Genomic DNA, 24544 nt, shown 5'->3' on the forward strand with positions numbered 1-24544 from the left:
GCGGCGGTCACGACTCGGGGACCTCGATGATGAGCTGCGCGACCCGCGCGAGCTCCTCATTGGTGCGAAGGCGCATCTCCTCGTGATCCAGACCCGCCATGGTGGCGCGGACCGCCGAGTCCTCCCACACCGTGAGCATCAGACGCGCTGCCTGATCACTGGGGAGGCGGAAACGCAGCACCTTGGCGCGGCCGATGTCGTCGATGATGTGCGCCACGCTCCGCCGCATCTCGTCCTCCTGGGCGAGGTAGGCGACGGCGAGCGCCGGGCTGCGCAGAGCGTGGATGCGGATCTCGCTGCCCAGCAGCACCCCGAGGCGGTCGTCGGCGGAGACATCGAGCACCTGCTGGATGATCGCGAGAGCGTCGGCGGGCGCTTCGTCGAAGGCGCCTCCCCGCTGCAGGCCGTCCACCCGCTCGCGCACGGCCTCCACGCGCGCGCGGGCGACGTTGCCCGCGAGCTCGAGGAACAGCTCGTCCTTGGTCTCGAAGTTCGAATAGAACGCGCCGCGCGTGAAGCCTGCCCGGTCGCAGATCGCCTCGACGGATGCCGCGTCCAGGCCGACCTCGGCGAAGACCTGGGCGGCGGCATCCAGCAGGCGTTGGCGCGTGGCCTCACGGCGGCGCGAGGGCGCGGTGACGGTGTCGGCCATGCGTCCTCCTTCCGCAACGGTGTCAGTGTGCATCGAAGTACTCGGTGACTCCACAGCTTGAGTGCCCGAGCCGCCTCTACGATACACTCATGTATCCGATACAGCGCTGTATCGAAAGTCCGCTCTGATCGATTCGTGACTCCGGAGGCGCTGTGTCGACTCTTCTGTATGCCCTCGGCCGCTGGGCGTACCGGCACCCGTGGCGCGTGCTGATCGCGTGGCTGGTGCTGCTGGGCATCGCCGGCGGAGGCGCGCTGGTCTTCATGAAGGGGACCGACAACTCATTCTCCATCCCTGGCACGGAGGCTCAGGAGGGCATCGAGCTGCTGGACCGCAGCTTCCCGCAGGCCAGCGGCACCAGCGCCCAGCTGGTGATCGTCGCAGGGGACGGCGATGCGGTGGATCAGGACCCGTACGCCGAGGGCATCGCCGACACCGTCGCGGAGCTCGAAGATCTCGACGGCGTCATCGCCGTGACCGACCCCTTCGACGAGATGGTCACCGGCATGGTGTCGGACGACGACACCGCCGCCATCGTGCGCCTCCAGTTCGACGGGCAGGCCACGGATGTCTCCGACGGCACCAAGGCCGCGCTGGAGGATGTGGCGTCGACGCTGCGTCAGGAGCTGCCCGAAGGATCTCAGGTCGCCATCGGCGGCGACCTGTTCTCGACGTCGGTCCCGGCGCTGTCGATCATCGAGGCCGTCGGCGTGCTCATCGCGCTCTTCGTGCTCATCGTGACCTTCCGCTCGTTCGCCGTCGCGTGGTTCCCGCTCGTGTCGGCGCTCATCGGGGTGGGCCTGGCGATCGCCCTCATCTACGTCTCGACCGCGTTCGCCTCGATCTCGTCCACCACCCCGATGCTCGCGATCATGCTGGGTCTCGCGGTCGGGATCGACTACGCCCTGTTCATCGTCGCGCGCCATCAGGACCAGGTCCGCGCGGGAGTCCAGCCCGAGGAGTCGGCCGCCCGCGCGACGGGCACGGCCGGCTCGGCCGTGGTGTTCGCCGGGGTGACGGTGCTGATCGCGCTCATCGGGCTGAGCTTCGCCGGCATCCCGTTCCTCACCACAATGGGCGTGGCCGCGGCGGTCGCCGTCGCCATCGCCGTCGTCGTCGCCATCACGATGACCCCGGCGCTGCTGGGGCTCGCGAAGGGCCGGGTCGCCGGCTGGCGCCGCCGCGCGGGTGCCGGCGTGCCCCTGCCCGGGCGCCGCACGGCACCGGCTCAGGAAGCCGGCCGACGGGTGGAGGCCGACGCGACCGTCGATGAGGAGGGTGCCCTGGCCGCACCGCACCCGGCCAAGGAGCCGAACAGGTGGGTGATGCTCGTCACGAGGCATCCGCTCGTCACCACCATCGCCGTTGTGCTGACCCTCGGGATCATGGCGATCCCGGCCGCAAGCCTCACCCTCGCGCTGCCGAACGCGGGGGTGCAGCCGCCCGAGAGCCAGGCCCGTCAGGCATACGACCTGACCGCGGAGCACTTCGGCCCGGGCGCGAACGGTCCCCTCATCATGACCGGGACGATCGTCACGTCGACCGACCCGCTGGGGCTCATGCAGGACCTCGCGGACGAGATCGAGCAGGTCCGCGGCGTCAAGGAGATCGCCCTCGCGACGCCGAACGAGACCGCCGACACCGGACTCATCCAGATCGTGCCCGAGACCGCGCCCGATGACCCGGCGACCGCCGACCTGGTGCGGAACCTGCGGGATCTCGCTCCCGAGCTGAAGGACGAGTACGGCGTCGACCTCAAGGTGACCGGGTTCACCGCGGTCGGCATCGACATCTCCGACCGGCTCGGCGCAGCGCTCGTGCCCTTCGGCATCTTCGTCGTCGGTCTCTCGCTGGTGCTCCTGATGATCGTGTTCCGGTCGATCTGGGTGCCGATCAAGGCCGCCCTCGGCTACCTGCTCTCGGTCGCGGCTTCCTTCGGCGTCGTCGCGGCCGTCTTCGAGTGGGGCTGGTTCGCCGACCTGCTGCACGTCACCCGGACCGGGCCGGTGATCAGCTTCATGCCGATCATCCTGATGGGAGTGCTGTTCGGCCTCGCCATGGACTACCAGGTGTTCCTCGTCAGCCGCATGCGCGAGGACTACGTGCATGCGCGGCGCGCAGCCGCGGGGCATCCCACACGGTCGCGCCGGGATGTCGCGATCGGCGCGGTCCGTTCCGGCTTCACCGCATCCGCGCGCGTGGTCACGGCCGCCGCCGTCATCATGTTCGCCGTGTTCGCCGCGTTCGTCCCCGAGGGCGACTCGTCGATCAAGCCGATCGCGCTGGGCTTGGCCGTCGGCATCGCGGTCGACGCCTTCCTCGTGCGCATGACGCTCGTTCCTGCGGTCATGGCGCTGCTGGGCGAGCGGGCATGGTGGATGCCGCGCTGGCTGGAGCGGGTCCTCCCCCACTTCGACATCGAGGGCGAGGCGGTCGAGCGGGAGCTCGCCCTCGCCGACTGGCCGGAGCCCGGCAGCACAGCGGCGGTCGTCGGCGACGGCGTCGCCGTGGAGGTCGAGGGCGGCCGGGCGAGAGGCAGCGTGGCGCTGTTCTCGGATGCCTCGTTCCGCGTCGAGCCCGGTGGGACGCTCATCGTCACGGGCGACCCGCGGGCGGCTCGCGCGTTCGCCCTCGCCGTGTCGGGCCGCCTGGCGATCACGGACGGGCGCCTTCGCGTCGGCGGCCACCTCCTGCCCGAGCGCGCTGTCTGGGTTCGCGGGCACGTGGGCCTGGCGCTGCTGGACGAGGGTGAGAACCACGTCGAAGCGCTGCGGGATGCCGTGGCCGGCCGCCCTGCGATCGTGGTGATCGACGGTGCGGATGCGCTGGATGCCGCCGAACGGGACCAGGCTGCCGCGCTGCTGCGCGACGCGTCGCAGGCCGTGCGTGCATCGCGGCCCGGCGGCCGGGGCGACTCCGCGGCGCTGACGCTCATCGTCACCGCGCGCTCGGAGTCCGCGGCGCTCTGGCTCCTCTCCGACGCCCACCGACCGCACGTCGAATCTCTGGCGCTGTCCACGGGACTCGCCCGCACTTCCGCTTCTTCCGAGGTGAACGCATGACTCTCTCCATCGAACGCTCACGCTCGCGGCGGCCCGTCACATGGCTGACGCTTCTGGGCGTGCTGCTGCTCCCTGTCGTGATCGGCGGCGTCCTCGTCGCCGCGCTGTACAACCCCGTCGAGCGCCTCGACAGTCTCACCGCCGCGATCGTGAACGAGGACGAGCCGGTCACCATCGACGGCCGGACGGCACCGCTCGGCCGGCAGCTTGCGGCAGGTCTCGTCGAAGGCTCCGACGAGCTGGAGAGCAACCTCACCTGGACGATCTCCAACGCCGACGACGCGGCATCCGGACTCGCCGACGGCACCTATGCAGCGGTCATCACGATCCCCGAGAACTTCTCGGCTGCGGCAACCTCGACGCAGCCCGGCGAGGTGCCCGAGCGGGCGACCATCCAGGTGCAGACCCCGCCCGACAGCCTCATCGTGGACGACGCGATCACGGCGCAGGTGGCGGGCGCCGCGGCCTCGACGATGGGGACCGAGCTGTCGTCGGTGTACCTCGAGAACGTCTTCCTCGGGTTCACGACCCTCGGCGACCAGCTCGGCACGGCGGCCGACGGAGCGACGGATCTCGCCGACGGTGCGCAGCAGGCCGCGGACGGCGCGTCCCAGCTCCCCGACGGCATCGCGCAGCTCGCCGACGGCGGCTCGCAGCTCTCCGACGGCGCGACGCAGCTCGCCGGTGGCCTCGACCAGATCGCCGCGGGGATCGGCGGCGCGGCGGGCGGCGCGAACGAGGTCGCCGTCGGGCTCGACGCGGCGGCGTCGGCCGTGAAGAACCAGGACCTGCTGGATGCCGCCAACACCGCCGCCGGCCAGTCCGGCACCGCAGCCCGGCAGACCGCAGCCCTGGCGGTGGCACTCGGCGGCAACCCCGAGACAGGCACGCCTGGACTGGCTCAGCAGCTCGGCGCCCTGGCCGCCCAGTGCGTTCCGGCCACGCCCGCCGACACCTTCTGCGCGCAGCTGCAGTCCCTCGCCGCGGCGACCGGGACGGCGGCGCAGGACGCGGGCGCTGCCGCGATCAGTGCCGGGACCGCGGCGGGCTACGCGGCTCCCACCGCGAGCGGCATCTCCAGCCTGATGGATCAGACGAGCGCAGGTCTCGTCGAAGCCTCGAGCGGCGTGCGCAGCCTCGCGTCGGGGCTCGGTCAGCTGCAGACGGCGACGACGCAGTCCGCCGCCGGCGCGCGAGAGCTCGCCGCCGGTGCGTCGCAGCTTGCCACCGGCGCATCGCAGGCGGCCGACGGCGCCACGAGCCTCGCCGACGGTGTGGCTCAGCTCGCGGACGGCACCGGCGAGCTCGCGGACGGCCTCTCAACGGCGACCGACTCGATCCCGTCGTACACCGACGAAGAGGCGTCCGACCTCGCGAATGTCGTCGCAGATCCGGTCGAGGCCGAGGGCGTGGGCACGTCGCTGTTCGGGGCATCGGCCGTTCCACTGCTGGCGACGCTCGCGCTGTGGTTCGGCGGGCTGGGCACGTTCATCGCGCTGCAGGCGGTGTCGCGTCGCGCGCTGACCTCGCGCGCACCGTCGGCGTGGCTCGCGCTGCGTTCCTACCTGCCCGCCGCCGGGCTGGGAGCGCTGCAGGGGCTGTCGGTGGCAGGCGTCGTCCAGCTCGCCGCCACCTACACGTGGGCCGAATGGTCGGTGTTCGCCGCCGTCTGCGTCGTCGCCGGCGTCGCGTTCGCCGCCGTCAACCAGTCGCTCGTCGCGGTGCTCGGCGGCGCGGGCCGCTGGGTGTCGGCGCTCATCGGAGTCCTCGCCGCCGCGACGGGGGTCGTCTCGACCGTTCCGGGGGTGCTCTCGGGCGTGGCACAGCTGATGCCCACGGCGCCGGCCTATCAGGGCATGCTGGCGGCGCTGACATCGGCCTCCGGGCTCGGTGCCGCCTTCACCGGACTCGTGGTGTGGACCCTGCTCAGCCTTCTCGTCACGATGCTCGTCGTGGCGCGGCGCCGCACCACCTCTGCCCGTTCCCTCCTCGAGCCCACCCCGTCCGCCTGACCCGGCGCGCCCGCACCGTCTCCCGCAGGGGGGAACGTGTCAAGCCGCTCGACCGTGGCGGGCGCTGTCCGGGAGACTCCCGACATGGACTTCAGCCCACGCCGCGCCGTCGTCACCGGAGCCGAATCGGGGATCGGGCGTGCCATCGCCGTCGCGCTGGCCGAGGACGGCATGGACGTGGGGATCACGTGGCACGCCGACGAGGAAGGGGCCCGGGGCACCGCCGAAGAGGTCCGCGCCCACGGCCGGCGCGCGGAGTGGGCGTACCTCGACACGGGAGACGCGTCCGCCGCGGACGTCGTCGACGAGCTGGCCGACCGGCTCGGCGGGCTGGACGTCTTCGTCAGCAATGCCGGAATGGTCGACAGCGCGGCGTTCCTCGAGATCACTGCCGACAACTGGGGCCGGACGCTCGCGGTCGACCTGACGGGGGCGTTCCTGTGCATCCAGCGAGCCGCGCGCCGCATGGTGGCGGCGGGACGCGGCGGCCGACTCATCGCGGTGACGAGCGTGAACGAGCATCTCCCCCGCGTCGGCTTCACCGCGTACAACGCCGCCAAGCACGGCCTGGCGGGCGTCATGAAGAGCGCGGCCCTCGAGCTCGGCGTCCACGGCATCACCGCGAACACGGTGGCCCCGGGCGAGATCGCCACCCCGATGACCGGCATGGCCGACGTCGACCCGCGCTCGACGGAGCGACCCGGCATCCCGCTGCGCCGATCGGGCGACGCCCGCGAGGTGGCGTCCACCGTCGCCTACCTCGCGTCGGGGAAGGCCTCGTACGTCACGGGCGCGTCGTTCGTGGTCGACGGCGGGATGCTGCTGATGGGGCCGCAGGGAGGATCGGACCTGCGTTCCGACGAGTGGCGCACGCCATGACCGGCGCCCGGCGCTCCGGCGGGCGGATCAGCTGAGGCCGGAGTAGGCGTGCAGCCCCTTGAAGAACATGTTCACGATCGTGAAGTTGAAGATCACGGCGGTGAAGCCGATGATCGACAGCCACGCCGATCGCGCGCCGCGCCAGCCGCGGGTCGCGCGCGCGTGGATGTAGCCGGCGTAGAGGACCCAGATCACGAAGGTCCAGACTTCCTTCGTGTCGAAGCCCCAGTAGCGGCCCCACGCGTCGTTGGCCCAGATCGCGCCGGCGATGAGCGTGAAGGTCCAGAAGATGAAGCCGATGATCGCGAAGCGGTACGCCAGCGACTCCAGCGCGTCGGCGCTGGGAAGCGTCCGGAGGAACCGCGGACCGGTCTTGGCGGGACCCGTGGCCGAGGCATCCGCGGCGGCCGTCTTCCGCTCGCGCCGCGCCTGCATGAGCTGCAGGACCGAGAGCGCGAACGCCAGGGCGAACAGGGCCGTCGACAGGGATGCCACGAACACGTGGATCACGAGCCACACCGACTTCAGCGGGTCCATCAGCGGGACGATGTCGGTGTAGAACCAGATCGCGGTGCCGCCGAGCAGCACGACGACCAGGCCGGTGATGAACGTTCCGAGGAAGCGCAGGTCGTACCGGAACAGCACCGCGAGGTAGACCGCGACGATGAGGAGGGTTCCGGTGAGGGCGAACTCGTACATGTTCGACCACGGCACGCGTCCGGCGGCGATGCCGCGCGTGACGTCGGCGCCCAGATGGAAGAGGAACCCCAGCACGGTGAGCGACGTGCCGATGCGCGCCCACACGAGTCGCTGACGGCGTCCGATCGGGGCGTCGAGGGCCGATTCCCCGCCGAGCGCCTGCGCCGCGACAGCATCCCGGGACGCGCCGTGGCCGGCGCCTGCCATCACGACTTCGCGCTCGCGGACGCGGGCGTCCTTCGCGGCGGCGTCCTTGACCTCGACGGCCATCGCACCGCGACGAGCGAGGTCGACCGCGTACGCGACGAACGCGAGTGCGTAGATCGCGATCGCGGTCCAGACCAGCAGCACCGAGACCGAGTCGAGCGTGAAGACGGAGGTTTCGGGCATGATCTCAGTCTACGCGGGCGCCCGGCGGCGGGCCCGAGAGACCGGCCCGGTGACGCTGGGCGAACTGGTCGACGGCATCGGCCAGCGCGGGATCCTCGCCGCGCGCCAGGCCCGCGTACTCGACCCGGACGGTGTGACCCTCCACGGTCGCCTTGACCCACATGCGCCGCCGCGGCACGAACAGCGCGGCCAGCAGGCCGGCCGTCGCCAGCACCGCGAACACGAGCACCCAGCCCGCGGCGGCATCCCGATGGATCGACAGCGAGACGTACCGCTTGACCGAGCCGTCGTATCCGCTCGCGCCGTCGGGCGCCTCGTTCTCGAACGTGATGGTTCCGAGGCCGCCCGGAAGCTCGGCCGTCTCGCCGGGCGCCAGTTCGAGCGCGTCGACGTCGGCGCCGCGGCCTGCGAGCTTCTCCATCTCGCTGGTGTCGAGCGTGTACACCGACCGCGGGATGCCGCCGTCGATGCCGAGGTCCCCTACGTACACGTCGAGCGACACGACGGGGTTCACCAGGGCGGGGTAGGCCGACGCGAACGCCCCGGTCGACAGCGGCGCCTGCGTCGGGTAGAAGAAGCCGACCAGTCCGACCTGCTCGGGCAGGCCGTCGGGGACCTTCACCACGCCCAGCGAGGTCATGTTCGTGTCCTGCGGCAGGAACGGCACCGACTCCGAGAAGACGACCTGTCCGTCCGCATCCCGGATCGTCAGCGTCGGGGCGTAGCCGTTGCCCATCAGATAGATGCGGTCGCCCTCCATCTCGAGCGGGTGGTTGACGCGCACCTCTCCGGACTCGGGCGCCTCGCCGGCGCGCTGCGTCGTGAGGTTGGCGACGAAATCACCGGCCTGCCCGGCACCCTCGGTGCCCAGCGGCTGATAGGTCACATCGAAGCGGTCGAGCGTGAGCGCATACGGCGTGAGCCCGTCCTCGTCGACGAAGCGTCCCGGGTTGAAGGAGGTGTAGTCGAGGAGGGTGTTCACCCAGGTGCGACCCTCGATGATGACCGTCTGACCGGTGTAGGTGAACCCGCCGCCGATGCCGACGGCGAGCAGAACGCCCACGAGCGCGGCGTGGAAGACGAGATTGCCCGTCTCGCGCAGGTATCCGCGCTCGGCCGACACCGACAGGGTCCTGCCGGTGTCGTAGCGCTCGACGCGGTAGCCGCTCTTCCTCAGGTGCTGCTGCGCCGACCCGACGGCGGACGCGGCCAGTGTCGCGGCATCCGCGTCGTCGGTCGCCTCGAGCACCTCGGTGCGGTGCACATCCAGCCGCGACAGACGAGCGGGCGTCCGCGGCGGCTTGGCGCGCAGCGCCTTCCAATGGTGCTTCGTGCGCGGGATCACGCAGCCCACGAGCGAGATGAACAGCAGGATGTAGATCGCCGAGAACCACGGCGACGTGTACACGTCGAACAGACTCAGGCCGTCGAGGATGGGCGCCAGGTCGGGATTGTCGTTGAAGTACTGCGTGACGCCGTTGGGGTCGGCGCCTCGCTGCGGCACGAGGGATCCGGGGACGGCGGCGATGGCGAGCAGCAGCAGCAGCACGAGCGCGGTGCGCATCGACGTCAGCTGGCGCCAGCCCCAGCGCAGCCACCCGATCGCTCCGAGCGCGGGCTGCGCGACGTCGTCGGATGCCTCGGCACGGCCGCCGTCGGCGTGGTCGTCGGGGCGCAGCGTCCCTTCGACGGACTCGGGGACCGCCGCGGTGCTGTCGTCAGAGAGGGGCCGGGACACTGGCGAACACCCCCTGCAGCTGCGCCATGATCGCCGTCCACGCCCCGGTGAGCATGAGCACGCCCAGCACGATCAGCACCGCGCCGCCGACGAGGTTGACCACCCGGATGTGACGGCGCACGAACGCGACGGATCGCGTCGCCCAGCCGAAGCCGAGCGTGAGCAGCACGAACGGGATGCCGAGGCCGAGCGAGTAGGCCACCCCGAGGAGCGCCGCACGGCCGGTCGAGGCGGCGTCGAAGGACATCGTGAGGATCACCGCCAGTGTCGGGCCGATGCACGGCGCCCACCCGATGCCCAGCGCGATCCCGAGCAGCGGCGCGCCGACGAGGCCGAGGTTCCCGCGGATCTGCGGCCGGACGATCCGCTGCGCCAGGCCGAAGACGCCGATGAAGACCAGGCCCATCGCGATGACGACGACGCCGAGGATCCGCGTGATGAGGTCGGCGTATTCGAGCAGGAACCGGCCGACCGTGCCGCCGAGCATCGCCATGCTGACGAACACGACGGTGAAGCCGGCGATGAAGAGCAGGACCCCCAGCACCAGCCGCCCGCGTGCGGGCTGCGTCTCATCGCTTCCCTGCGGTCCGTGCTCAGGGACCGGGCTCCCTCCGTTCACCGGGCGAGCGGAGCCGGACGAAACGGGGTGCGCAACGGCGCGCGGCGCCCGCGGCGCGACGGCGCCGCCGATGAACCCGAGGTACCCGGGCACGAGGGGCAGCACGCACGGCGACAGGAAAGAGATGAGCCCTGCCAGCACGGCGATGGGGACCGCGACCAGGAGCGAGCCGTCGGCGACGAGGTCGGCGAGGTTCACGCCTCCTCCAGCGTCTCGCGCACGAGCGTCTCGAGGATGGACGCCTCCTCCAGCTGCCCGATGATGCGAGCGGCGACCCGGCCCTCGCGGTCCAGGACCAGGGTGACCGGGACGGCGTTCAGCGGCGTCTGGCCGGCGAACGCGAGCTTGATCGAGCCGTCGACCGTGGTCAGCGCGCTGGGATAGGTCACGCCGTACTTCTCGGCGAACGCGCGGGATGCCTCGGCGCCGTCATACAGATTCACACCGAGGAACGACACGTCGTCGGCGGCGAACGTCTGGTGAGCCTCTTCGAGCTCGGCCGCCTCGACGCGGCACGGCGCGCACGCGGCGTACCAGAAGTTGACCACGAGGACCTCGCCGGCGTAGTCGGCGCTCGAGGCGGTGCCCCCCACGTCGAGCGCGGCCTCGAACTCGATGGGCTCGGTGCGCTCGTCGGGAGCGACCTCCTCCACGCGCAGACCGTCGGCGGCGATGAACCCCTTGTTGTCGCCCTCGCGGTACTGATCCGCCAGCGGGTCGTCCGTGCAGGCGACCAGACCTGCCGCCAGCCCGGCCGCGAGAAGAGCGGAAGCCGCGGCCCGCGCACCGCGCACGATCTTCCTCATACCGCCCCCACGTCCACGGCGCCGGACGTGGACGCCGGTTCGGCGTACGCCGTCTCGGTCCACTTCCCGTCCCGCATCTCGAAGCTGGTGACACTCGACAGCGCGCAGCGTCGCGTGCGGGGATCGTGCCGCAGCGGAAGACCCGCGACGGCGAGGTGCGTGATCCAGATCGGCAGCTGATGGGACACGATGACGATGTCGCCCGAATCGGCGGCATCCCACGCCTCCGTCATCGCCGCGTTCATGCGACCGACGACGTCGGCGTACGGCTCCCCCCAGCTCGGCAGGGCCGGCTTGCGCAGGTGGCGCCAGTTCCACGGATTGACCAGCGCGTGCAGCATCCGCCTGCCCTCGAAGACGTTGGTCGGCTCGATCACGCGGTCATCCACCCGCGCCGCGATGCCGAACAGCTCCGCGAACGGCTCGGCCGACTCCTGCGTGCGCTGCAGCGGCGAGCAGATGAGCGCGGCGACCGGGCGCTCCATGGCACGGACGAACTCCGCGGCCTGGCGGGCCATGCGACGGCCGTCGACGCTCAGTCCGTACCCCGGGAGTCGCCCGTAGAGCACACGGCGGGGGTTGTGAACCTCCCCGTGTCGCACGAGATGCAGGCGATCGGCGGGCACCGCACCAGTCTACGGCGGGCTGTTCTGTGGGGCGGCTGAGCGTCAGTCCACCGAGGTCGACGCCGGCTCCCGCTCGGCGTCGTCGCTGACGCGGCGCTCGCGGTCATCGGTGCGACCGCGGTCGAGGCGGTCGGCGTCACCGCGTTCGCGCTTGACGGCCAGGAGGGCCCGCGTGCGGTGGACGACGAACCAGACCACGGCGACGGCGACCACCGCGATGACGGCGTACTGCACGACGTCGACGTACTGCTCGACGATGTGCCACGACTCCCCCAGCAGGTAGCCGGCGAGCACGAAGACGGTGTTCCAGATGAGACTGCCCAGCGTGGTCAGCAGCCCGAACCGCCACAGCGGCATCCGCGTCACGCCGGCGGGAATGGAGATGAGGCTGCGGAAGATCGGGATCATGCGCCCGAAGAACACCGCCTTGCCGCCGTGCCGCTCGAACCACGCGACCGTCCGGTCGATGTCGTCGGCCTTGAGCAGGGGCACCTTCGCGGCGATGCGGCGCAGACGGTCGACGCCGAACCACGCGCCGATCCCGTAGAGCAGCAGCGCTCCGATCAGCGAGCCGGCCGTCGTCCATGCCAGCGCCTCGAACAGCGAGAACGAGCCGCGGCTGGCCGCGAGGCCGGCCATCGGCAGCACCACCTCGCTGGGCAGGGGCGGGAAGATGTTCTCGAGTGCGATCGCGATGCCGGCTCCGGCAGGGCCGATCAGATTAATCAGCGAGACGGACCAGTCCAGCAGCGCGCCCAGCCACGAGGTGTCGGTGTTGTCGCTCATCCCGCCCCACGGTACGGGGTCGGCATGGATCCTTCCTGGGTGCTGACCCCCGAATCCGCTGAGGGCTCTCCCCCGCGCCGCGGCTCAGAGCGTCGAGCCGGGCACGCCCGCGGACGCGATCGCGGCTCCGAGGAACCACGCGCCGATCACGAGCGGCACGCCAACCAGCGGCACCCAGAACGCCAGACGCCGGCGGACGAGCAGCACGACCACCACCACGACGGCCGCTGCCAGCAGCACCCACGGGAGGATCATCGCCGTCAGCATGCCCGCCGAGATGAGTCCGGTGTCGCAGTCGCGCGCTCCGCACGGATCGGATGCCATCGCGAGGAACGCACCGAACACCGACGTCAGCGCGGCCAGCACGCCCAGTCCGATCAGCAGCACCACGGACGCCACGACATCCCACACGCGGACGGGCCGGGACGAGCGCGCGAGGGTGGTCACGGCCTCATCCTAGGGCGCACGTAGACTTGTCGCTCGTGAGTGAACGCGTTCTCGTCCAGCAGCTGCAGGGTCTCGCCGACGGCCCCGTCTCGGTCTCCGGGTGGGTCGAGACCGTCCGGGATCAGAAGAAGGTGCAGTTCGTCATCCTGCGCGACGAGACCGGCGCCGTGCAGCTGGTCAACCCGGCCACGCGTCCCGCCGAGGACGGATCCGAACAGGATGCCGCGGCGCTCGCGCTCACCGACACCATCTCGAACCTCGCCACCGGCACGTTCCTCACGGTCACCGGCGACCTCAAGCACGACGAGCGGGTGAAGCTCGGCGGCGTGGAGATCAGGATCGGCACGCTGGAGATCGCCGGGGCCGCCCTGCCCGAGACGCCGATCGCCGCGGACAGCGGGCTCGACAAGCGCATGGACTGGCGCTTCCTCGACCTCCGCCAGCGCCGCAACAACCTCATCTTCCGCGTGCAGACCACCCTCGAGCACGCCATGCGCACGTACTGGATCGAGCGCGACTACATCGAGGTCCACTCGCCCAAGCTGATGGCGTCGGCCTCCGAGTCCAACGCGGAGCTCTTCTCGCTGGAGTACTTCGGCGACCAGACCGCCTACCTCGCGCAGTCGCCTCAGTTCTTCAAGCAGATGGCGCAGGTCGCCGGGTTCGGCAAGATCTTCGAGATCGCGCCCGCCTTCCGCGCCGACCCCTCGTTCACCAGCCGCCACGCGACGGAGTTCACCTCGATCGACGCCGAGATCAGCTGGATCGACTCCCACGAGGACGTCGCCGGCATGCAAGAGGAGCTCCTCGCGACGGCGATCCAGGCCGTGAAGGACAAGCACGGCGCCGAGATCCAGGAGCTGTTCGGCGTCGAGGTCCAGGTTCCGGCGGTGCCCTTCCCCCGCATCCCGCTCGCCGAGGCCCGCGAGATCGTCAAGAGCCGCGGCTACGACATCCCCCGCACCGATGGAGACCTCGACCCCGAGGGCGAGCGCCAGATCTCCGCGTACGTCGAGGAGACCTACGACCACCAGTTCGTGTTCATCACCGACTACCACCCCGAGATCCGCGCGTTCTATCACATGCGCGATGAGCGGACGGGGCTGACCAAGAGCTACGACCTGCTGTTCAAGGGGGTCGAGATCACGACCGGCGCCCAGCGTGAGCACCGCGTCGACGTCCTCATCGAACAGGCCAAGGAGAAGGGCCTGGAGCCGGAGCACCTCGACTTCTACTTCGACTTCTTCCGCTACGGCGCACCGCCGCACGGCGGCTTCGGAATGGGGCTCGCCCGCGTGCTGATGCTGCTGCTCGGCGAATCGTCGATCCGCGAGGTCACCTATCTCTTCCGTGGCCCGACGCGCCTCGCACCCTGACGGCCGGTTCATCGGGGCTGAATAGGGGGCCCCTACGGGGTTTTTCCCCCTTGTGCAGATCCGCCCTCCCCTCGAAGCTGTGTGCGGCGCGAGGAACCTCTCGTCGACGGACGATCTGCTTTTGGGGACTTACATGAGCTATCCGCACACTCGGAAGAACCGAATCCGGGCCGCATCGGCCCTTCTCACCGCCACCGCGGCCGCGTTCGCGCTGGCATCCGTCGGGGCGCCGGCGACAGCCGCGGAGGCGGAGTCGTGGGTCGTCGCGAGCGGCCTGGACAATCCACGACAGCTCTCCATCGGTCCCGGCGGCTCGGTGTACGTCGCCGAGGCGGGAACGGGAGGCGACGGACCATGCCTGCCCAGTCCCGAGGACCCGGCGGCGAGCGTCTGCCTCGGCGACACCGGCGCGGTCACCGAGATCCGGCACGGCGTACAGACGCGGGTCGTCACGGGTCTGCCCTCCCTCGCCGGGGCGGACGGCTCCGCCGCGACAGGCCCGTCGGCCGTGAGCGTCCGTGGCAACAACATCGCGGTTCTGATGGGCCTCGGCGGCAACCTGGAGACCCGGGCGCAGCTCGGAGCCGAGGGCGCGGAGCTGGGCACCATGCTCACCGGCCGGATCGGGCAGGACCTGAGTGTCGCCGTAGACGTCTCCGCGTACGAGCAGGCCCACAACCCCGATGGCGGGCACATCGACTCCAACCCCAACGGCTTCACCGACGTGAACAGCAAGCGGTGGACGATCGCCGATGCCGGTGCGAACGCCGTGGTGACGATGGGCGGCAATCAGCCCGACGCCACGGTCGCGGTCCTGCCGCCGGCGATGGGGGTGCCGCCGTGGGGCGGCGACCCGATTCCCGCCGAGTCGGTCCCGACGAACGTCGTGCAGGGCCCCGACGGCGCGTACTACGTCTCCGAACTCCTGGGCTTCCCCTTCCCGGTCGGCGAATCGCGCATCTGGCGTGTCGTCCCGGGCGAGGAGCCGACGGTGTACGCCACGGGCCTGAGCAATGTGACGAGCCTCGCCTGGCAGCACCGGACGCTGTACGCGGTGCAGATCACCGACGGCAGCTTCCTGGACGAGACGCAGCCGCCCATCGGCTCGTTGCGCAAGGTGATCCCGGGCAGCGAGCAGCACCCTGCTGTGCTGAGCGGTCTGTTCGCGCCGTACGGGGTCGCCATCCACGGCACGACGGCCTATGTGAGCACCGGCGCGATCCTTCCCGGCGCCGGCGAGGTGCACGCCGTCAGCCTTCGCTAGACCCTCCCGAGCGAACGCCGCTCGGCTCCCTTCGCGGACCGGGCGGCGTTCGTGCGCGGGTCAGTTCGCCGCGAGCGCCGCGCGCAGGCGGTCGGGGGACACCCGCCAATGCCCGTGGAGGCGGCCGTCGATGAGCACCACCGGGATCTTCTCCCACCACTGGGCGTACAGGGCCGGGTCGTCGGCGATCGACAGCTCCTCGACCTCCACGGCATCCTCCGGCAGGTCCGCCACGACGGTCTCGACCACCTCACGCGCGACGTCGCACAGGTGGCAGTCGGGCTTGCCGATGAGGGTCAGCGTCGTCACGCTCTCAGTCTAGAAGCGGCGTCCGCGCCGCCGGCTCAGTGCGCGACCGGATACCCGGATGCGATCCACTCGTCGGTCCCGCCCTCGACGTTCGTCGCGTCGTAGCCCCGCGCCTGCAGCGCCTCGACCACGCGCGCGGAGCGGCCGCCGACCTTGCAGATGACGTCGAACGCGGCATCCGGAAGCTCGTCGAGCCGCTCGCCGAGGATCGACATCGGCAGGTTGATCGCGCCGGGGACGTGCCCCTGCGCGAACTCCCACTCCTCGCGCACATCGATGAGCGGGGTCCCCGCTCGCTCGTGCAGCTGCTGGACCGTGATCGACTTCATGCTGACCCTTCGTCACGCGACCGATACACGAAGCGCCCCCGTCGACCGAAAGCGCACGTCGGCGCTGACCGGTCGGGGGACGCTTGTGTCGATGCCGCTTACTTCTTGTTGCGGCGCTGGTGGCGAGTCTTGCGAAGCAGCTTGCGGTGCTTCTTCTTCGCCATGCGCTTGCGGCGCTTCTTGATGACAGAACCCACGGAAAACCTCACTATGTCGGGGTCTGGGCGCGGCGTCCGCGCCCGGGAACCGGCGATTTGCGAAAAACGCCTCGGGACAGTCTAGCCGACCCGGGCCACCCGCCGTGTCGCACCCCTCGGGCGCCCGAGAGGGTGACGCCCGGCAGTGCGATCAGAGCACCTTCGACAGGAAGTCCTTGGTGCGCGAATGCCGCGGGTTGGACAGCACCTCGCGCGGGTCGCCGTCCTCGACGATGACGCCCCCGTCCATGAAGATCAGCCGGGAGCCCACCTCCCGCGCGAAGCCCATCTCGTGCGTGACCACCAGCATCGTCATGCCTTCGTCCGCGAGTGCGCGCATGACCGCGAGCACCTCGCCGACAAGCTCGGGGTCCAGCGCCGATGTCGGCTCGTCGAACAGCATCATGTCGGGATTCATGCACAGCGCGCGCGCGATCGCAACGCGCTGCTGCTGGCCGCCGGACAGGTGCGACGGGTACGCATCCGCTTTCTCGCCCAGTCCGACGCGCTCGAGCATCTCGTGCGCGGTGCGCTCAGCCTCGGCCTTCGGCCGCTTCAGCACGCGCCGCTGCGCGACCGTCAGGTTTCCGAGGACGGTCATGTGCGGAAACAGGTTGAAGCTCTGGAAGACCATCCCGATGCGCGTGCGGACGCTGTCGATGTCGACCTCGGGATCGAGGATGTCGATCCCCTCGATGAGGATGGTCCCGTCGCTGGGCGTCTCGAGCATGTTCACCGAGCGCAGGAGCGTCGACTTGCCGGACCCCGAGGGACCGATCACGCACACGACCTCGCCCGGCATGACGGTGAGGTCGATCGAGCGGAGCACCTCGTTGTCGCCGAAGCGCTTGACGAGGCCGCGCAGCTCGATGGCCGGCGCGGCGGTTGTGTTCGGATCGGTGCTCATCGCTGCTTCGCCAACCGTCGTTCCATCCATGCCGCCGCTCGCGTGAGCGGGATCGTCACCACGAGGTACAGCATCGCCGCCATGACGAGCGGGGTCGCGTTCGCCGTCGTCGTGCTGGCGTCGCGCGCGAACGTCGTCAGCTCCTTCGTGAACACGGTGGAACCGGCGATGAACAGCAGCGACGTGTCCTTCAGCAGCAGCACGAACTCGTTCGTGAGCGGCGGGATGATGATCCGGAAGCCCTGCGGCAGGATGATCCAGAACATCGTCTTCAACGGCGACATGCCCAGCGACCGGGATGCCTCGGTCTGCCCCTTGGGAACCGCCTGGATCCCGGCGCGGATGACCTCGGCCATGTACGCGGAGGCCACCAGGATGAGGCCGACCAGTCCCGCCCCGACCGGGCCGCCCGGCACCCGCACGTTCAGCGCGATGGGCAGCATGAACGCGACGGCGAAGATCGTGAGCAGGGCGGGCAGGCCGCGGAAGAGCTCGATCCAGGCGGTCGCGAACCATCGGTACGGGCCGATGCTCGACAGCTTCATCATCGCGAAGAGAATGCCCAGGAGCGCGCCGCCTGCGAAGGCGATGACGGTGAACAGCAGCGTGTTCACCAGGGCGATCGTGAGGATCTGCGGGAACTGCTGGGCGGCGACCTCGAGATTGAAGAACTGCTGCGCCAGCCGCGGCCAGTTGGTGGACAGCCCGATCCACACGATGATGCCGATGAACAGGACATACATCGTGCCCCGGTACAGCTTCGACCGGGTGGTGCGTTTCACCGCCATCGTGAGCGTTCCGCTGCCGCTGTCAGTTGGCGAAGTACTCGTCGTAGATCTCCTGGTACGTGCCGTCCTCGCGCAGCTGCGCGAGTGCCTCGTTCACCGCTTCCAGGAGCGCGGTCTTCTCGCCCTTGGCGAACGCGAATCCGTACTGCTCGTCCGTCTCGTACTCCTCGACGATCGTGTACGCGCTGTCTGCGCGCTCGTGTTCGAGGTTGACGGGGAGGTCCTGCAGGATCGCGTCGATGTTGCCCGCCTGCAGCGCCGGCCACAGCTCGCCATCCGAGGGGAAGGCGACGATCTCGGCATCCTCCGGAGCGTTCTCCTCCGTGTAGGCCTCGCCGGTGGTGCCCTGCTGGACGCCGACCGTCTTCCCGCCGAGGTCGTCGATCGAGGCGATTCCCGAGTCGGCCGGCACGAGCAGGGACTGCAGCGAGTCGTAGTACGGGTCGGAGAAGTCGATGTTCGCCTGACGCTCCTCGGTGATGGTCATGGCGGATGCCGCGATGTCGCACTGCCCCGCGGCGAGGGTCGTGCCGGACTGCAGGCCGTCGAAGCCGACCGCCTGCACGGCGACGTCCAGACCCAGCTCTTCGGCGATGGCCGTGAGCAGGTCGATGTCGAACCCGGAGTATCCGCTCGGGCTGTCGGCATCCTCGAACTCGAACGGCGGGTAGGGGATGTCGGAGCACACCGTCAGGGTGCCCGGGGTCACCAGACCGAAATCGTCGCCGGCATTGCCGCCCGCGGAGTCGGTGCCGCTCCCGGATCCGCCACCGGCGCATCCGGCGAGCGCGAGGGCTGCGGCGGCGAGGCCGGCTCCGACGAGGAACGAAGGGCGTCGGTGCATGAGTACTCCTGGACGATGTCGGTGGGATCCGGGGCGATGCCGCGGATGATGCGTCAGCAGACGACGAGTCGCCCTATTTTGTCACGCTCCGACAGCGACAACGGTCAGCGAGCCCGGTGACCGACGCTCCAGGGACCGATCGGTCAGCCCACGTCGGCGATCGGGCGCTGCAGGGCTTCGGTGACGGCGGACTCGGGGACGCGATAGCTGCGCCCGAAGCGCACGGCCGGAAGCTCCCCGGCGTGCACCAGCCGGTAGACCGTCATCTTCGATACGCGCATCAGCTCCGCGACTTCGGCGACGGTGAGAAACCGCACATCCGGCAGCTCCGCCATGAGATCCCTTTCCCCAGAGAACAGCTGTCCACACTCTAGAGCCGGGGAGGGACGCGTGTAAACACATGTGACCGGTGGGGCTCCTGTGCTCCGGCCATGATCCGCTCAGCGGGCGCGCCGCTCCCTCGCCTCGCGCGCCGCCTGCCGCTCCAGCTTGCGAGCCGCCCGTAGCGCCTTCTCGGCGTCGCGGACCGCCTTCCTCGCTTCCCGATACCGCTTGTCGTCCGCGATGTCGGCGTCGTCGAGCTCCATCCAGGGCATGCGCTCAGCCGTCCGCCCGTGCGCGACGGCCTCGATGTACGCGGCCACACCGTCGAGGCTGCGCTCCAGCCCGAATGCGAACGAATCTGACTCGTCGAGGAAGACGCCGGCGTCGATCGCGGCACGCAGGTGCGGATAGCCGTCCGCGGTGATGAGCGCACGATAGAGCGCGTCCTCGCGTGCCGTGATGTCGCTGCTGCTCAGACCGCGGTCCCGCTCCGTCCGCTGGTATCCCGCGAGGACGATCCCGGTCCACCGTGCGGCGCCGGTCACGAGCAGCAGCACCGCGAGCCGCTCCTCATGGTTCAGAGGCGTGTCGGCCAGCGCCGCGAGTCCCGCATCCATCCACGCTGCGCTGTTCGGTGTCGCGGGCGACCCGCTGATGGGCACGTCGAGCACCCAAGGATGCTCGAGGTACCGATGCACCTGCTCGCGATACAGGGCGGTCAGCCGGGCCCGCCAGTCCCCCGCGGTGCGGCTCTCCTCCGAGGGCAGACCGGTCGCCTCCTCCTGCATGAGCAGAATCAGATCGTCCTTCGCGCTGACGTAGCGGTAGAGCGACATCGGCGTGAAGCCCAGTCGCGCCGCGACGGCCGCCATCGAGACGGCGCCCAATCCTTCGGCATCGGCGATCTCGACCGCCGCCTCCACGATCCGCTCGACGCTCATCTCGCGCTTGGGCCCGCGCTGCGGGGCGGCCGCCACACCCCAGGCCAAGGCGATGCCGCGTGGGAGTTCGGGCTCCGGAGCGTCGTTCATCGCGCCAGTCTAAGACTGTATAAGACGTAAACAGTGTGTTACGGTCATAAACAGTTACTGTCGTAAACAGTTTTAGACGTACACCGAAAGGATGCCGCGATGCCCGAGACACTGCCGGAGCCCGCCATCGACGTCCGGGGCCTGCGCAAGGCCTTCGGTCGCCACACTGTCCTGGACGGCCTCGACCTCACCGTGCGGCGCGGCGAGATCCTCGCCCTCCTCGGTCCGAACGGCGCAGGCAAGACCACGACGATCAACATCCTCACCACCCTGGTGCGCCCTGACGCCGGCACGGCGACCGTGGCGGGCGTCGACGTCGCCCGGCATCCCGACGCGGTGAAGCAGCGCATCAGCCTCACCGGCCAGGCCGCAGCGGTCGACGACGGGCTCACCGGCACCGAGAACGTCGCGATGCTGGCGCGGCTGTCGGGCCTCTCCGCCCGCGCCGCACGCGGCCGGGCTGCGGAGCTGCTGGCACGGTTCGACCTCACCCATGCCGCCGGCAGACGCGTGGGCGCCTACTCCGGCGGCATGCGCCGCCGGCTCGACCTCGCGCTGAGCTTCGTCGTCACCCCCGAGATCCTGTTCCTCGACGAGCCGACGACAGGTCTGGACACCCGCAGCCGACGCGAGCTGTGGAACGTCATCCGCTCCCTCGCCGACGCCGGCACGACCGTGTTCCTGACCACGCAGTACCTCGAGGAGGCAGACCAGCTGGCCGACCGCATCGCCGTCCTCGACGGCGGGCGGGTGGTCGCGATCGGGACCGCGTCCTCGCTCAAGGCGCGCATCGGGGGCGACACCGTCGAGCTTCGCGACGCGCACGGCGCCCTCGTGCGCGAAGTGCCCACCGACGGCACCGTCTCGGGCCTGCGACGGGCGCTCGACCAGCTCGACGAGTCGGGCGCGGAGGGCGTCGTGTCGCTGCGTCGTCCCACGCTCGACGACGTCTTCCTCGCACTGACCTCATCCGACCGCCCGCGCGGCCCCCGCGCCGACGCCGACCTCAAGGAGATCGCATGACCACGTCCGTTCCGGCGCCCTCTGCGCCCGCGCTGCGCCCGCGCATCTCGGGCCTGACCGCCGAAGCCGTCTTCGTCACCCGGAGCCTCCGTCACTCGCTGCGCGACGGCGAGTCCGCCCTCATGGCGATCATGCTGCCGGTGCTGCTGATGCTGCTGTTCACGTTCGTCTTCGGAGGCGCGCTGGATCCGTCCGGCGGCTATGTCGACTACGTGGTCCCCGGCATCGTGCTGCTGTGCGCCGGCTTCGGTGCGGCCTCCACCGCGGTGTACGTCGCGAACGATATGAAAGCCGGCATCATCGACCGGTTCCGCACCATGCCGCTGCGCGCGAGTGCCGTGCTCACCGGGCATGTGGTCGCCAGCCTGCTGCGCAATCTGCTCGCCACCGGGATCGTCATCGCCGTGGCGCTGCTGCTCGGATTCCGGCCCACGGCCGACGTCTGGGGCTGGATCGGCGCGGTCGGCGTCATCGCCCTGTACATCCTGACCATCACCTACCTGTTCGCCGCGATCGGCCTTGCGGCCGGGAGCCCGGAGGCGGCCAACGGCTACGGCTTCGTCATCCTGTTCCTGCCGTACCTCTCGAGCGCCTTCGTGCCGGTCCAGACGATGCCCGAGTGGCTGCGGTGGGTCGCCGAGAACCAGCCGGTGACGCCCATCATCGAGACGATCCGCGGTCTTCTCATGGGCACCGCCATGGGACAGTCGCCGTGGTGGGCGGTGGGCTGGTGCCTCGCGATCCTCGCGGTCTCGTTCGTTTGGGGCGCGTGGCTGTTCCGGCGCAAGGCCGGGAGGCGCTGAGAGGGTGGCGGTGTCAGGGGCGGCCGGGGAGACGCTTGAGGGCCGTCTCGAAGGCATGCTTGGCGGATGCCGCGGCCCGGCCCACAACCTCGGCCGCATGCGCGGCTGAATCCGGCAGGCCGGCGGACGGCGTGCTCACCTGCTCCTGCGTGCCGTTGCCGAGGAAGGGCACCAGCCAGTCGTCGACCTCGTCCAGGGGAGCGGCCGACAGGCTGTAGTAGCGGTGCTGGCCCTCCTCGCGCACCGAGACCAGGCGCGCGTCCCGCAGCACCTTGAGGTGCTTGGACACCGTCGGCTGGCTGGCTCCGAGTTCCAGGACGATGTGCGACACGCTCGTGCCGCGCTCTCCGGCGGAGGACCGATCGAGCAGAAGTCGCAGGATGTCGCGACGCGTGCCGTCCGCAATCACGTCGAAGATGTCCGCCATGTGCTCAGATTAGTCGGGAGCCCTGCGGAGTACCATGATGACGACCGCCGGACCGTTCGCTACAGGAGGACCCGCATGTCGAATGGCAGGCGCGTCACCCCGGCGACGGCCGCGGACCGCCTGCGTCGAGTCGGACATGCCGTCCTGGAGTACTTCCGGGAGCTGACGCAGCGGTCGCCTGCCCGATTCGCGATCCTGATCTACGTCGGGCTGATCCTCGTCTTCACCGCCCTGTTCTCCTTGCCGATCGCCGCCGAGGACGGCGAGGTCACCCCCTTCACCGATGCCTTCTTCACAGCGGTGTCGACGATCTGCGTGACGGGCCTGGCCACCCTCGACATGGCGACGCATTGGTCGCCGTTCGGGCACGTCCTCGTCTTCATCGGGGTGCAGATCGGCGCGCTGGGCGTGCTCACGATGGCGTCCATCCTGGGTCTGGTCATCTCGCGGCGTCTGGGGCTGCGGGCCAAGCTCATCGCCGCCAGCGACACCAATCCGCTGCGTTCGCACGGCGGTCCGGTCAATGAGAGTCAGACCGTGCAGCTGGGACAGATCGGCAGCCTCCTGGCGACGGTCGCACTGTCGACGCTCGTCATCGAGGCGGTGGTCGCGGTGCTCCTGTACCCGGGACTGATCGTGGCGGGCGTGCCGTGGCATACCGCGCTCTGGGAGGCGCCGTACTACGCGGCGATGGCCTTCACCAATACGGGGTTCACCCCGAACGCCGAGGGCCTGGCGCCTTTCGCGCACGACTACTTCTTCCTGTCGGTCCTCATGGCCGGAGTCTTCCTCGGGTCGATCGGCTTCCCGGTCATCTACACCCTGCGCAAGCACCTGTGGCACGTGCGGCGATGGTCGCTGCACACCAAGCTGACGCTCATCACGACCGCGACGCTGTTCCTCCTCGGCGGCGTCGCGTTCCTCGTGCTCGAGTACGACAACCTGCTGACCCTCGGCACCCAGGACGCGTGGGACACCACCTTCCAGGCGTTCTTCCTCTCGGCGATGACGCGTTCGGGCGGCTTCGCGATCCTCGACATCGGCGAGCTCAATCAGTCGAGTCTGCTGGTGGCCTGCATGCTGATGTTCGTGGGCGGCGGGTCGGCGTCGACGGCCGGCGGCATCAAGGTGACCACGCTCGCGGTCATCGCCCTCGCCGTGTGGTCCGAGGCGAAGGGCCGGGCGTCCAACCAGGTGTTCGGACGACGCATCCCCAGCGACGTCCTGCGCGTGGCGCTCTCCGTCGTCGCGTGGGGGGCGACCATCGTCGCGGTCGCGACGATCATCATCACGCAGATCACCAAAGCCGACCTCGGGGACGTCCTGTTCGACGTGATCTCGGGCTTCGCGACGGTCGGGCTCTCCACGGGACTGACCGCGGACCTGCCGGATTCCGCCGCCATCGTGCTCGCGATCACGATCGTCATGGGTCGCGTTGGTACAGTGACCTTGGCCGCCGCGGTGGCCGCGACATCCCGTACGCAGCTGTATTCGCTGCCCGTGGAAAGGCCCATCGTTGGTTGAGCGGATCAGAGGCGACGCGCCCGTTCTCGTGATCGGACTCGGACGCTTCGGCGCCGCCTGCGCCGGCGAGCTGGACCGGCTCGACCGCGAGGTGCTCGCGATCGACGAGAGTCTCGAGCTCGTGCAGAAGTGGTCCGAGCGCGTCACGCACGCCGTGCAGGCCGACGCCCGGAACATCGACGCGCTGCGGCAGATCGGCGCCCAGGACTTCCAGGTGGCCGTCGTCGCCGTGGGGTCGCTGATCGAGGCATCCGTCCTCATCACCGCCAATCTCGTCGACCTGAAGGTCCCGCAGATCTGGGCGAAAGCGGTGTCGCAGTCGCACGGCAAGATCCTGGCTCGCGTGGGGGCGAATCACGTCATCTACCCGGAACGCGAAGCCGGGGAGCGCGTCGCCCACCTGGTCAGTGGCCGCATGCTCGACTTCATCCGCTTCGACGACGACTTCGTTCTGGCCAAGATGTATCCGCCGAAGTTCGTCCGCGGGGTCGGACTGAACGAATCCGGGGTGCGCACCAAGTACAACGTCACCGTGGTCGGGGTGAAGAGCCCCGGCAAGCCCTTCCGCTACGCCGAGGCCAACACGGTCATCACCAACCACGACCTCATCATCGTCTCGGGCACCAACTCCGACATCGAGCGCTTCGCCGCCCTCGACCGCTGACCATGTCGGCGGCGCGGG

At 70.0% G+C, this 24544-nt stretch carries 26 protein-coding genes; 9 read left to right on the plus strand and 17 right to left on the minus strand.

What is annotated here, in order from left to right; genetic code table 11:
* Nucleotides 1–7: 7 nt before the first annotated feature.
* Entirely contained in the window at nucleotides 8–652 is a 645-nt protein-coding gene (locus tag AC5RVZ_RS09770; protein ID WP_494065558.1) for a TetR/AcrR family transcriptional regulator, read from the minus strand.
* A gap of 152 nt (nucleotides 653–804) precedes the next feature.
* Here AC5RVZ_RS09770 and AC5RVZ_RS09775 point away from each other — a divergent pair, with 152 nt between their 5' ends.
* The 3 genes from AC5RVZ_RS09775 (at nucleotide 805) to AC5RVZ_RS09785 (ending at nucleotide 6605) form a co-directional block, all read left to right on the plus strand.
* The gene (locus AC5RVZ_RS09775; RefSeq protein WP_494065559.1) at nucleotides 805–3714 is read left to right on the plus strand and encodes an MMPL family transporter; all 2910 of its coding nucleotides are present in this window, start codon (nucleotides 805–807) and stop codon (nucleotides 3712–3714) included.
* On the plus strand, nucleotides 3711–5726 hold the full coding sequence (locus AC5RVZ_RS09780) for a YhgE/Pip family protein (RefSeq protein ID WP_494065560.1): 2016 nt from the start codon (nucleotides 3711–3713) through the stop codon (nucleotides 5724–5726). Before AC5RVZ_RS09775 ends, AC5RVZ_RS09780 begins: the two co-directional genes overlap by 4 nt.
* 84 nt (nucleotides 5727–5810) lie before the next feature.
* Nucleotides 5811–6605 carry an SDR family oxidoreductase gene (locus AC5RVZ_RS09785; protein WP_494065561.1) on the plus strand — a complete coding sequence of 265 codons (795 nt, stop codon included), beginning with the start codon at nucleotides 5811–5813 and terminating at the stop codon, nucleotides 6603–6605.
* Between the two features lie 27 nt (nucleotides 6606–6632).
* Here AC5RVZ_RS09785 and ccsB read toward each other — a convergent pair whose 3' ends face one another.
* From ccsB to AC5RVZ_RS09820, 7 genes are all read right to left on the minus strand, one after another.
* Complete coding sequence (gene ccsB / locus AC5RVZ_RS09790) at nucleotides 6633–7694, minus strand: c-type cytochrome biogenesis protein CcsB (protein WP_494065562.1); 1062 nt, start codon at nucleotides 7692–7694, stop codon at nucleotides 6633–6635.
* Nucleotides 7695–7698: 4 nt separating this feature from the next.
* Nucleotides 7699–9432, minus strand: coding sequence for a cytochrome c biogenesis protein ResB (gene resB, locus AC5RVZ_RS09795; protein WP_494065563.1), 1734 nt, complete (start codon nucleotides 9430–9432; stop codon nucleotides 7699–7701).
* Complete coding sequence (locus tag AC5RVZ_RS09800) at nucleotides 9413–10249, minus strand: cytochrome c biogenesis CcdA family protein (RefSeq protein ID WP_494065564.1); 837 nt, start codon at nucleotides 10247–10249, stop codon at nucleotides 9413–9415. The genes resB and AC5RVZ_RS09800 overlap by 20 nt, the downstream gene beginning before the upstream one ends.
* Entirely contained in the window at nucleotides 10246–10857 is a 612-nt protein-coding gene (locus tag AC5RVZ_RS09805) for a TlpA family protein disulfide reductase (protein ID WP_494065565.1), read from the minus strand. Before AC5RVZ_RS09805 ends, AC5RVZ_RS09800 begins: the two co-directional genes overlap by 4 nt.
* Complete coding sequence (locus AC5RVZ_RS09810; RefSeq protein WP_494065566.1) at nucleotides 10854–11483, minus strand: histidine phosphatase family protein; 630 nt, start codon at nucleotides 11481–11483, stop codon at nucleotides 10854–10856. Before AC5RVZ_RS09810 ends, AC5RVZ_RS09805 begins: the two co-directional genes overlap by 4 nt.
* A gap of 42 nt (nucleotides 11484–11525) precedes the next feature.
* Nucleotides 11526–12269: a DedA family protein gene (locus AC5RVZ_RS09815; protein ID WP_494065567.1), complete on the minus strand. Its 744-nt coding sequence runs from the start codon at nucleotides 12267–12269 to the stop codon at nucleotides 11526–11528.
* Nucleotides 12270–12353: 84 nt separating this feature from the next.
* Nucleotides 12354–12716 carry a hypothetical protein gene (locus AC5RVZ_RS09820; RefSeq protein ID WP_494065568.1) on the minus strand — a complete coding sequence of 121 codons (363 nt, stop codon included), beginning with the start codon at nucleotides 12714–12716 and terminating at the stop codon, nucleotides 12354–12356.
* Nucleotides 12717–12751: 35 nt separating this feature from the next.
* On the opposite strand from AC5RVZ_RS09820, the gene aspS reads away from it, so the two are divergent.
* Together aspS and AC5RVZ_RS09830 are read left to right on the plus strand one after the other, a co-directional pair.
* On the plus strand, nucleotides 12752–14092 hold the full coding sequence (gene aspS / locus AC5RVZ_RS09825) for an aspartate--tRNA(Asn) ligase (protein WP_494065569.1): 1341 nt from the start codon (nucleotides 12752–12754) through the stop codon (nucleotides 14090–14092).
* Nucleotides 14093–14225: 133 nt separating this feature from the next.
* The gene (locus AC5RVZ_RS09830) at nucleotides 14226–15356 is read left to right on the plus strand and encodes a ScyD/ScyE family protein (protein ID WP_494065570.1); all 1131 of its coding nucleotides are present in this window, start codon (nucleotides 14226–14228) and stop codon (nucleotides 15354–15356) included.
* Nucleotides 15357–15416: 60 nt separating this feature from the next.
* Here AC5RVZ_RS09830 and AC5RVZ_RS09835 read toward each other — a convergent pair whose 3' ends face one another.
* From AC5RVZ_RS09835 to AC5RVZ_RS09870, 8 genes are all read right to left on the minus strand, one after another.
* Nucleotides 15417–15665, minus strand: a complete 249-nt coding sequence (locus tag AC5RVZ_RS09835) for a glutaredoxin family protein (RefSeq protein ID WP_494065571.1) — start codon at nucleotides 15663–15665, stop codon at nucleotides 15417–15419.
* 35 nt (nucleotides 15666–15700) lie between these two features.
* On the minus strand, nucleotides 15701–15994 hold the full coding sequence (locus tag AC5RVZ_RS09840; protein ID WP_494065572.1) for a rhodanese-like domain-containing protein: 294 nt from the start codon (nucleotides 15992–15994) through the stop codon (nucleotides 15701–15703).
* 98 nt (nucleotides 15995–16092) lie between these two features.
* Nucleotides 16093–16191 carry a 30S ribosomal protein bS22 gene (locus AC5RVZ_RS09845; protein WP_003792170.1) on the minus strand — a complete coding sequence of 33 codons (99 nt, stop codon included), beginning with the start codon at nucleotides 16189–16191 and terminating at the stop codon, nucleotides 16093–16095.
* A 151-nt stretch (nucleotides 16192–16342) separates the two neighbouring features.
* A complete protein-coding gene (locus AC5RVZ_RS09850; RefSeq protein ID WP_494065573.1) occupies nucleotides 16343–17098 on the minus strand; it encodes an amino acid ABC transporter ATP-binding protein in 756 nt (251 codons plus the stop codon).
* The gene (locus AC5RVZ_RS09855) at nucleotides 17095–17886 is read right to left on the minus strand and encodes an amino acid ABC transporter permease (protein WP_494065574.1); all 792 of its coding nucleotides are present in this window, start codon (nucleotides 17884–17886) and stop codon (nucleotides 17095–17097) included. Before AC5RVZ_RS09855 ends, AC5RVZ_RS09850 begins: the two co-directional genes overlap by 4 nt.
* A gap of 22 nt (nucleotides 17887–17908) precedes the next feature.
* Nucleotides 17909–18730, minus strand: a complete 822-nt coding sequence (locus AC5RVZ_RS09860) for a basic amino acid ABC transporter substrate-binding protein (protein WP_494065575.1) — start codon at nucleotides 18728–18730, stop codon at nucleotides 17909–17911.
* 143 nt (nucleotides 18731–18873) lie between these two features.
* A complete protein-coding gene (locus tag AC5RVZ_RS09865) occupies nucleotides 18874–19065 on the minus strand; it encodes a helix-turn-helix domain-containing protein (protein WP_045277098.1) in 192 nt (63 codons plus the stop codon).
* 105 nt (nucleotides 19066–19170) lie between these two features.
* On the minus strand, nucleotides 19171–20085 hold the full coding sequence (locus AC5RVZ_RS09870) for a TetR/AcrR family transcriptional regulator (protein ID WP_494065576.1): 915 nt from the start codon (nucleotides 20083–20085) through the stop codon (nucleotides 19171–19173).
* A gap of 99 nt (nucleotides 20086–20184) precedes the next feature.
* On the opposite strand from AC5RVZ_RS09870, the gene AC5RVZ_RS09875 reads away from it, so the two are divergent.
* Both AC5RVZ_RS09875 and AC5RVZ_RS09880 read left to right on the plus strand, forming a co-directional pair.
* On the plus strand, nucleotides 20185–21108 hold the full coding sequence (locus tag AC5RVZ_RS09875; protein ID WP_494065577.1) for an ATP-binding cassette domain-containing protein: 924 nt from the start codon (nucleotides 20185–20187) through the stop codon (nucleotides 21106–21108).
* Nucleotides 21105–21911: an ABC transporter permease gene (locus AC5RVZ_RS09880; protein WP_494065578.1), complete on the plus strand. Its 807-nt coding sequence runs from the start codon at nucleotides 21105–21107 to the stop codon at nucleotides 21909–21911. The genes AC5RVZ_RS09875 and AC5RVZ_RS09880 overlap by 4 nt, the downstream gene beginning before the upstream one ends.
* Nucleotides 21912–21924: 13 nt before the next feature.
* On the opposite strand, the gene AC5RVZ_RS09885 is transcribed toward AC5RVZ_RS09880, so the two are convergent.
* A complete protein-coding gene (locus tag AC5RVZ_RS09885; protein ID WP_494065579.1) occupies nucleotides 21925–22338 on the minus strand; it encodes an ArsR/SmtB family transcription factor in 414 nt (137 codons plus the stop codon).
* Between the two features lie 75 nt (nucleotides 22339–22413).
* On the opposite strand from AC5RVZ_RS09885, the gene AC5RVZ_RS09890 reads away from it, so the two are divergent.
* Nucleotides 22414–23862, plus strand: a complete 1449-nt coding sequence (locus AC5RVZ_RS09890) for a TrkH family potassium uptake protein (RefSeq protein WP_494065580.1) — start codon at nucleotides 22414–22416, stop codon at nucleotides 23860–23862.
* Nucleotides 23855–24526, plus strand: coding sequence for a potassium channel family protein (locus tag AC5RVZ_RS09895; protein ID WP_494065581.1), 672 nt, complete (start codon nucleotides 23855–23857; stop codon nucleotides 24524–24526). The genes AC5RVZ_RS09890 and AC5RVZ_RS09895 overlap by 8 nt, the downstream gene beginning before the upstream one ends.
* Nucleotides 24527–24544 lie beyond the last annotated feature (18 nt).

It is taken from the genome of Arthrobacter sp. Cza30 (assembly GCF_059090765.1).